Source organism: Rhizobium sp. M1, assembly GCF_002531805.1.
In the GTDB taxonomy this organism is placed as follows: domain Bacteria; phylum Pseudomonadota; class Alphaproteobacteria; order Rhizobiales; family Rhizobiaceae; genus Rhizobium; species Rhizobium etli_C.
In genome coordinates this window covers 1-7,621 of record NZ_NWSW01000078.1, presented here as the reverse complement: position 1 = coordinate 7,621, position 7,621 = coordinate 1, and the positions used below count along the sequence as shown (strand labels likewise).

At 55.3% G+C, this 7,621-nt stretch carries 5 protein-coding genes; 2 read left to right on the top strand and 3 right to left on the bottom strand.

Going from position 1 to position 7,621, the window contains the following annotated elements; translation table 11 throughout:
* Both CO655_RS32700 and CO655_RS32695 read right to left on the bottom strand, forming a co-directional pair.
* A partial coding sequence (locus CO655_RS32700) for an FkbM family methyltransferase (RefSeq protein WP_097667947.1) occupies nt 1–656 on the bottom strand: 656 nt, incomplete at its 3' end.
* 193 nt (nt 657–849) lie between these two features.
* The gene (locus tag CO655_RS32695; RefSeq protein ID WP_097667946.1) at nt 850–2,907 is read right to left on the bottom strand and encodes a carbamoyltransferase; all 2,058 of its coding nucleotides are present in this window, start codon (nt 2,905–2,907) and stop codon (nt 850–852) included.
* A gap of 1,349 nt (nt 2,908–4,256) precedes the next feature.
* Between CO655_RS32695 and CO655_RS32680 the strand changes: the two genes are divergently transcribed.
* Nucleotides 4,257–4,931, top strand: a complete 675-nt coding sequence (locus tag CO655_RS32680; protein WP_097667945.1) for a transcriptional regulator — start codon at nt 4,257–4,259, stop codon at nt 4,929–4,931.
* Between the two features lie 128 nt (nt 4,932–5,059).
* A complete protein-coding gene (locus CO655_RS32675) occupies nt 5,060–5,599 on the top strand; it encodes a hypothetical protein (protein ID WP_097667944.1) in 540 nt (179 codons plus the stop codon).
* A gap of 550 nt (nt 5,600–6,149) precedes the next feature.
* On the opposite strand, the gene hemN is transcribed toward CO655_RS32675, so the two are convergent.
* Nucleotides 6,150–7,496: an oxygen-independent coproporphyrinogen III oxidase gene (gene hemN, locus CO655_RS32665; protein WP_097667943.1), complete on the bottom strand. Its 1,347-nt coding sequence runs from the start codon at nt 7,494–7,496 to the stop codon at nt 6,150–6,152.
* Between the last annotated feature and the right edge of the window lie 125 nt (nt 7,497–7,621).

Sequence of the window (7,621 nt, the reverse complement as noted above, 5' to 3'; positions counted from 1 at the left end):
TCTAGCCTGCGCTGGTCCAACGTTTGGGGGCGGTTCACTCCTCGGGGATACTCAACTACCATCTGGAAGGAAGGTAAGAGATCAAGAATGGCGCGCAGGGGAAGCTGGCCTTCATAGAGCTCATGATCACTATACTCAGTATATATGTAACGCGTTCTCATCAGGATCTGATTGCCACCGGCAATAACGTCGGCCTCGGCTCCCTGCACATCCATCCAGATGAGATCTATGTTCTCTAGGCCAGCTTCGCTGCACCAGTCATCCAGCCTCCTAGTCTCAACCGAAATCGGAGGGTCAAACCGAACCCACTCGTACTCAGAAAGATGGTTCTCGGGACGGCGTATCGAGCCCGAGAGATCCCATTCCTTAGCGCTGTCATTGCCATTGCTGGGATGAAACTCGATCATCCCGTTTCGGTCGCTGATCGCAACCTCGGATAGCCTCATCCGATCCCGATCAGAACCCATTTTCTCCTTGAAGCGTGCAGCGGCTCTGGGGTCTGGCTCAAAGCAATAGAGCTGGGCGCTCGGAAGAAGGCGCAGAAAGCGTTGAGCATCGCTTCCGTCATTGCACCCAATGTCAAAGATTACAGGGTTAGGCTTATCGAGAAGCGAAACGATCTGTCGATGTACGTTTAACTCACACACCGGATCCATCACAGTCTCCTTAACTTTTCGAAGTGCCCCTGCTGAACGAGCTCGGGCAGGATATCACTGAAATACCGAGCCATTTGGCCCTTCTTTCGACATGGTTGTTGACGCTTCCCGTGCGATTAGGTGGGCACGGCGCATTGTCGGTCGCGGGCTTTGTTATTCGCGAGTTTGTTTGGCGTAACGAAGCGACCCCAAGCTATGCTGAAAGCCCACTACTCACCGAGGCCCCAGCGGGGACGGATACCTGTGATTTGCGGCCACGTACCGGGCTTAAGCATATGCAACGCTGCTCCCAAATCTGCCGAAGTTCATTTAGGAAAGTCTCACGACTACCTGAAACCGGCGCGATTCCATCCAAAATGTCGCCAACCAGGGCTTCTCCCTCAATCCTAATTAGCTGTTCAAACAACTCCGGTGAAATACGCACGGCCTGCAGGCTGGAGGCGCCTGTGCGGATCTCACATACAGTCTCTTGCCGATCCAGGGTGGAATATGCACGCGCCTGATGGAGACTTGCGTAAGGTGGCAAGGAAACTGCTAGTTTATTCCACTCCTCCATCGTTGAGATTCGCTTCTTGACGAGAAATGGACCGATCACAAGTGCATCCAGGTCGGTCGTCAAAAAAGTCGTTACGGCATCCCTAACCGAATCCACTACCGGCTCGGCGTTGTTGTTAAACGACGTGTTGAGCAAGATCGGAACGCCGGTTCGCTTCCCGAAAGCATTGATTAGCTCCCAATATGCGGGATTTGTCTCGCGTGACACTGTCTGCAAACGAGCCGTACCATCTACGTGCGTGATGGCGCCTAGCGAACTACGCTTGGGTTCGCGCACAGACACTACGAAATTCATAAAAGGAAATTTGCGCAAGGTACCTGGCAGATCAAAAAATTCCACGGCGTCCTCCTCCAATACCGAGGGAGCAAATGGGCGGTAGCCTTCCCGCTTCTTGACCATCATATTAATTCGATCCTTGTTTGACGCCGGCCTCGGATCAGCAAGAATACTCCGGTTGCCTAGCGCCCGTGGACCGAACTCCGAACGCCCCTGCACCCAGGCGATCACGGCGCCATCAGCAATCCATTCGGCTGCTTTGCCTGTCACGTCATCACTGCGTTCAATTTCGAGATGCTGGCCCCAAGCAAAAAGTTCCTCCTCCACGCTTCCTTCGCTCTCCAGGTCGGGTCCCCAATAGACGTTTTGCAAACGCTCACGAGGTGCCGGATGCCCCAGATCATGAGACGCCATCAATGCGGCGCCTAGTGCGCAGCCAGCGTCATGGGCAGCCGGTTGCACGAAGATGTCGTCAAACATCCCCGAGTACAGCAGCTTGCCATTCAAAGTGCAGTTGTGAGCCACTCCTCCGGCCAAACACAGTCGTTCGATGCCCGTAACCTTGGTGTAATGCCGTAGGACGTGGAACACGATCCGTTCCAGTGCTTCCTGCAGTGAAGCACTCACATCTTTATGCTGCTGCGTGAACGGCATGCCTTTCTGGCGTATTTGAATGTTACTGAGCAACGTAGGACCAACTCGGTCGAGATGGACCCGATAACCACCGTCGTCTAGGAGTTCGTAAAATTGTTCGAAGATCTCGCGATACGAAGCGGGATTGCCGTAAGGTGCCAGACCCATGATCTTATATTCATCGAACGCGCCATAACCTAGGTAGCGGATCGTTTCCAAGTATAGCAGCCCTAGAGAATCATTCTCCGGGAATGTCACGAGTGGCTCAATCTCCGTGCTGGAACCAATCGCCAAAAGCCCCGAAAGAAAGTCTCCACCGCCGTCAATTGAGAGGACCAAACTTCGCTCGAAGCCCGACATGAAAAACGAGCTCACGGCGTGCGACATATGGTGGCTCACGAAGGACACACGTGAGGGATCAATTTCGGCACCAAATTCTTGCCCGAGTAATCCGCACAACAACAGTCTCGCATCCGGTATTGGGGTGCTTGGGTGAGAGAGGCGCACGCGCTCGAGCACAGCGTTGCAATAGGCCTCGGTCGCATAATATGCGATGCGGTCGATGTCGCTCAGGTGAACACCTGCAGATGCGAGGCAATATTGAATCGAACGCGTTGGTAGCTTGTTGGAGTGCTTGATCCGGTTACGGCGCTCCTCCTCGACCGCCGCTATCACTCGCCCGTCGCGAACGAGAACCGCAGCCCCATCGTGCATAAAGGTGTTCGGTAGATCGAACGAATTTTCGTAGACTCTGCTTAGACCGCCACTGAGCCCTAGACACAGCATGTTGCTCTCCAGTTCGTTTCGAAAGGTAGGTCGCTCTGGCCTGGCCACGGCTTTCGTAGTTTCATAGGGTGGCGCTTGACAGTGCAGCTAGAGCTCACGGGTCGAAGCCGAAATCAGATCGTGACCGGATCGGTGAGATTGCCGACAATCGGCGCTAACAGAGCCCCAGACCGAAGCATTTGGGCAGTAACGCCGCGTAACGTATCCACATTACCCAGTCCTTCATCTTTCCGCCCGACAGCCACAACGACGTTTGGTGGTCGCTGCAAAGGTCGCAGACCGTATCCTTGCAGCGGCGAGTGCGCCTGCGTTGGCTCCGAGGCATAGCACACAGAATTCCGCCGCCGGCCTCCGTCATTCGCATATGCGCCAGTACCGAACTCAGCTCCCACGCGGTGGGACCGCCATTGATAATCACGTCGAACGGCGCCCACGGCGTGAGAACCGATCTGCAACAACGCGAGAAGGGGAAGCAGTAGAAAGATGACCAGCGCGCGGTGAAGACGAATAGGAGGCGGCATCGACCGGGGCAAAAGTGCGTCCCGTGAGAGCCCACTGAAACGTCGAGAAGCAACGACCAAGATTCTACCCGATCACGTCGAACGCAAGATAACGATCGAGACCAGGCAGCAGACCGACTGCCTCATCTCGTTTTCCCAGCACAGTCTCCACGGCACCCGAGGACCCATTTTAAGAACTCCGAATTACGGCTTTTACAAAACGCTTCTTCAGCGTCTTCTAATGGCAACCGTTTCGATCAGTAAAATCGATTGTTTGGATGGAATGCATTCACGAAAACGATGGCGTGACTCAGCAGTGAAGCGAGCGGCGACCCCATCCTTCTCTCTATGGCGGCCGTGTGCAAGGCAGATCCGCCTGTGACATTCGACCGACAAACTCCTCGTGTCTTGTCATAAAAGCAACACTCCTTCGCTACTCTTGTTTCAGCCGACAAAGCCAAGCCGCATGTTCGTCTCGGCACATCAATGAGCCTAATGGCGGCGCTAGCTGCAAGGAAACTGCGTTCGGCCTTGGTCAGCACTGCCGCTGCGAGTGCTGCGAAACGTGGGCCAAGCGCTTCAACATTTTCCCCGGCGTAAGTGCGAAGCATCTGGTCGTTGAAGCGCCAGCCGACGAAAGAGAAGCCTGGGTTGGTGCGCGGCTCCTTCACCACTTTAGGGACCGGGACGATAAATCGGCAGAGGCCGCGGTAACTCCAAAAAAATAATGCGGCGCTAAAAATTGGCCTCAGGCTAGACCGTGGGTATAGACTGGTAGTCCGGTAGGCGCTATTCGTGCTGTTCCAGCATAACATCAGCCACCCCGTGGATTCTCCAAGGCCTCTTACATTGAAAAAAGTGCAACGCAGTTTTGCCGTCGAGTACAAGAACGGCAGGCGAAAACTTGATGCCAGATCGAACTCGATCTGGGGCAATGTGGATCTAAAGTCAGTCGCGCGCGATCTAGAGGAAGAGGCATTGCCTTTTCTGTCAGGTAGCTCTCAGAGTGGCAAACCCGACAGCGAAATGTCTTTGCCGGAACAAGATCAGGCCGAGCAGTTGTTGACAGCGCCTCTCGGGCCGTCGACAACTGCATCAGATACACAGGAGATGAGCATGGCCGACGAGACTAATACGACAACCAAGGTCGATGGACAGACCGTTGTCGAAACGCCTAATGCGCCGAAGAAACAGCGCAAACCGCGCGCCAAAAAAGTCGCGGCACTCGAGACCGCGTTAGCTGACGCTACGGCAGAGCCGGCAGCTGCGCTGGCCGGGGACGGTGGTGTGAAGAGGAGAGGGCGCAAGACAAAGGCTATCGAAGCCACGGCGAGCGCCAAACGCGCACCTGTGCGCCGTGCTCCAAAGGCTGTGCAGGCAGCGCCGGCTGCCCCGATGACGGCGAGCGATGAAATGGCAGACATTTTGCAGTTGGAAGAGGAAAATCAGCGGCTGCGCAAGCTTCTTGCTGAAAAACTTCGCGCTGAAAATGAAGATCTGCGCAAACGGCTCAAGCTCGATTGATATAAGCAGCCGGTCAATAAGCGACCGTATCTACATTCTTATCGAGACAAACAATTCGGCAACGGTAATGCTGTTGCCGGACCCCAAACTCACTGCCTGCTTGCGGGATAAAACGCGAGGTCGGATAGATGGCGTCTCCCTGGAAACTTCTTGCCCGACTGATCTCACCGGGTCGCGAACAAAAGCGAGAAAACGGCTCGGACCAGAAGGTTACGCCGGACACATTGGCCATTGCCGGTCCGACCGAAACGCCTGCCGAGAAGAGCCTGATAAGCGCCGTTCGACCGGCAAGCGAGGGGCCTCCCCGTCACGGCCATTCTCCTGCAATTTCCACCGAGTTTGTTGTTTCTAAAGAAGTCGGAATCGGTGGCCACGATCAGGTCGAAGGCCAAGATGCCAAAAACGTTGAGGCGGCCGATCCACCTCCATTCGGCGGGCTTGGTACCGACATCGCCGCTGGGCACGATGCTACGGGGCTCGAGCGAACTCTCGAGGTCGCCCCGCGTAAGAAGGCATCAGCCGCGATTGCAAACGCTGCCCCGGCAGTTCACACTGCGGACCAGATGAGCCTCGACGAAGACATCAGGGTGCTCAGGGGGCAGCTAGCCAGAAAGCTAAGGCTGCAAAACGCGCAGTTGAGAACAATGCTGGAGCGGTTTGAACGGTGAACTGTCGCAGTGCAACAACCTGTCGCCCCGGGCATGTAGTGGAGCCAGCGGCAGCATCACCTGTGTAGGGCAAGGACAAATAATTGGGGTCCGAACACGGTCCCATTTCGTCGAGATCAACGACAAGAGTGTTTAGGCCATGTTCTAGGCATTTAACCGCGCTCGATCGCCACTGTGAACATCGAGCCTGCCGCAGGTTTCCTGGATGCGCGTCTCCGCCGCCTGCGCAATCGAAGCCGCATTGGTGGCGTCAAGCTGAACTGTCCGGGCGTCTGGTCCGTTTTGAACGAAGGTGTCGCCTGCTTCAAGTTGGCGCGCGCAACCGAGCCGGTGAAGCCGTGCTGCGCCAGACCTTTCACGATATTTGACGGCGGATTTCTTTGCCAGTGGCGAGAGCTGAACTGTGACGCGATCGAGACCGACACATGCCATGGACTGCGAATTCAGCGATCGATTTAAAATCGAGCAATTGGGGGCTTGCCTCCTGCCTAACATCTCGACGAACTCGAGCTCGATTATGTGATCACTCCAAGGCCCTCCGTTTGCAAGTCTAGATCGGCTGGCGGCCAAGATAAGCATCGAACGCGGCAGCGACATGGCGAAGGGCAGAGCGACGTTCGTGCCGCACACGGACTAAACCGTTGTCAAATTCAACGATTCCATCCTCAGCCAGAATCTCTAGCTGCTTAGCTGAACTCACTAGATGGGTCTGATCAAATCCCTGAGCCGTACAGATTGCTGATATGTCCGCCTCCAAGTAGCACATGAGCTGTTCGATGATTGCAGCTCTTACGCGATCCTCGGTAGTTAAACGGTAGCCCCTTGAGATCGCCAAGCGGCCGGATGCTATGTTCCGGTTATAACAGCTTTGCGTGAGATCGTTTTGAACGTAACCGTCGCCGCAACGACCAATGGCGGACGCGCCCAAACCGATGACAGTTGAGCAGGTTTCGGCAGAGTAACCAAGCGAATTTCGGCGCAGACGACCAGCTCTCTGTGCTATTGCAAGCTCGTCAGCCGGCAAAGCAAAATGGTCGAGACCAATTTGCAGATAGCCTGCTGCAACTAACGTATCGGCCATGGCTGAGGCCTGCTCAGCTCGCGCGGCTATATCGGGCAGTGCTGCTGTGTCAATCAAGCGCTGATTTTTTCGAAAAGATGGAACGTGGGAGTAACCGAAAACCGCGAGGCGGTCGGGACGCATCGCAATAGCTAACATAGCGCTCTCGAGACAGGACTGGACGGTTTGGTTCGGCAAACCGAACATCAAGTCGAAATTGATACGCCTGACCCCATACAGGCGGAGGTTTTCGACGGCGGTCATCACTTGCGCCTCGCTCTGAATCCGGTTGATCGCTTTTTGTACGACGGGATCGAAGCTCTGCACACCGACGCTTGCGCGATTCACACCGGTTCTTTCTAGGGCTTCGGCCATATCGGTGGTGAACGTGCGCGGGTCGACCTCAACGGCAATGGTTGCACCTCGCTCAAGCGCAAAACGGCCGCGCAGGAGTTCCATTAGCGATAGGAAGTCTGCCGATGGCATAATGGTCGGGGATCCGCCGCCAAAGTGCACGTCACCCACGGAGAGTGCCTGCGGCACTTGCTCGGCGACCAGGCGGATTTCCTCGCGCAGCATTGCTAGATAATCGGTTATCAAAGTGTCCCGACGAGTGATGCTAGTCGGAAAACCACAATACCAGCACATCGAGCGGCAGAATGGAATGTGGAGATAGAGCGAGACAGCGTCATCAGTTCCCTGGCTTCTCAGCCATTGCTCATAAGTGTGGGCGCCGATTTCTGGAGAAAACTCCTGTATTGTTGGGTAGATAGTATACCAAGGCAACTGCGCCCCGCTATTTGTGCTCGGAACGAAAATCGACGACGGTGCGCGCAAAGACTTTCGCCTGCAGTCCGTGTCACGTTCACATACAATATTTGACACGTTTTTTTCCCTCGAAAGCTGGGTCCCATTGGGCACGTGCCACGCCCGGAATGGACTTGATGTTCGATTTGACGTCG

Excerpts from the sequence above, each read along its gene's own strand:
- CO655_RS32695 (WP_097667946.1), bottom strand. The coding sequence starts at position 2,907 with ATGCTGTGTCTAGGGCTCAGTGGCGGTCTAAGCAGAGTCTACGAAAAT.
- CO655_RS32675 (WP_097667944.1), top strand. The coding sequence starts at position 5,060 with ATGGCGTCTCCCTGGAAACTTCTTGCCCGACTGATCTCACCGGGTCGC.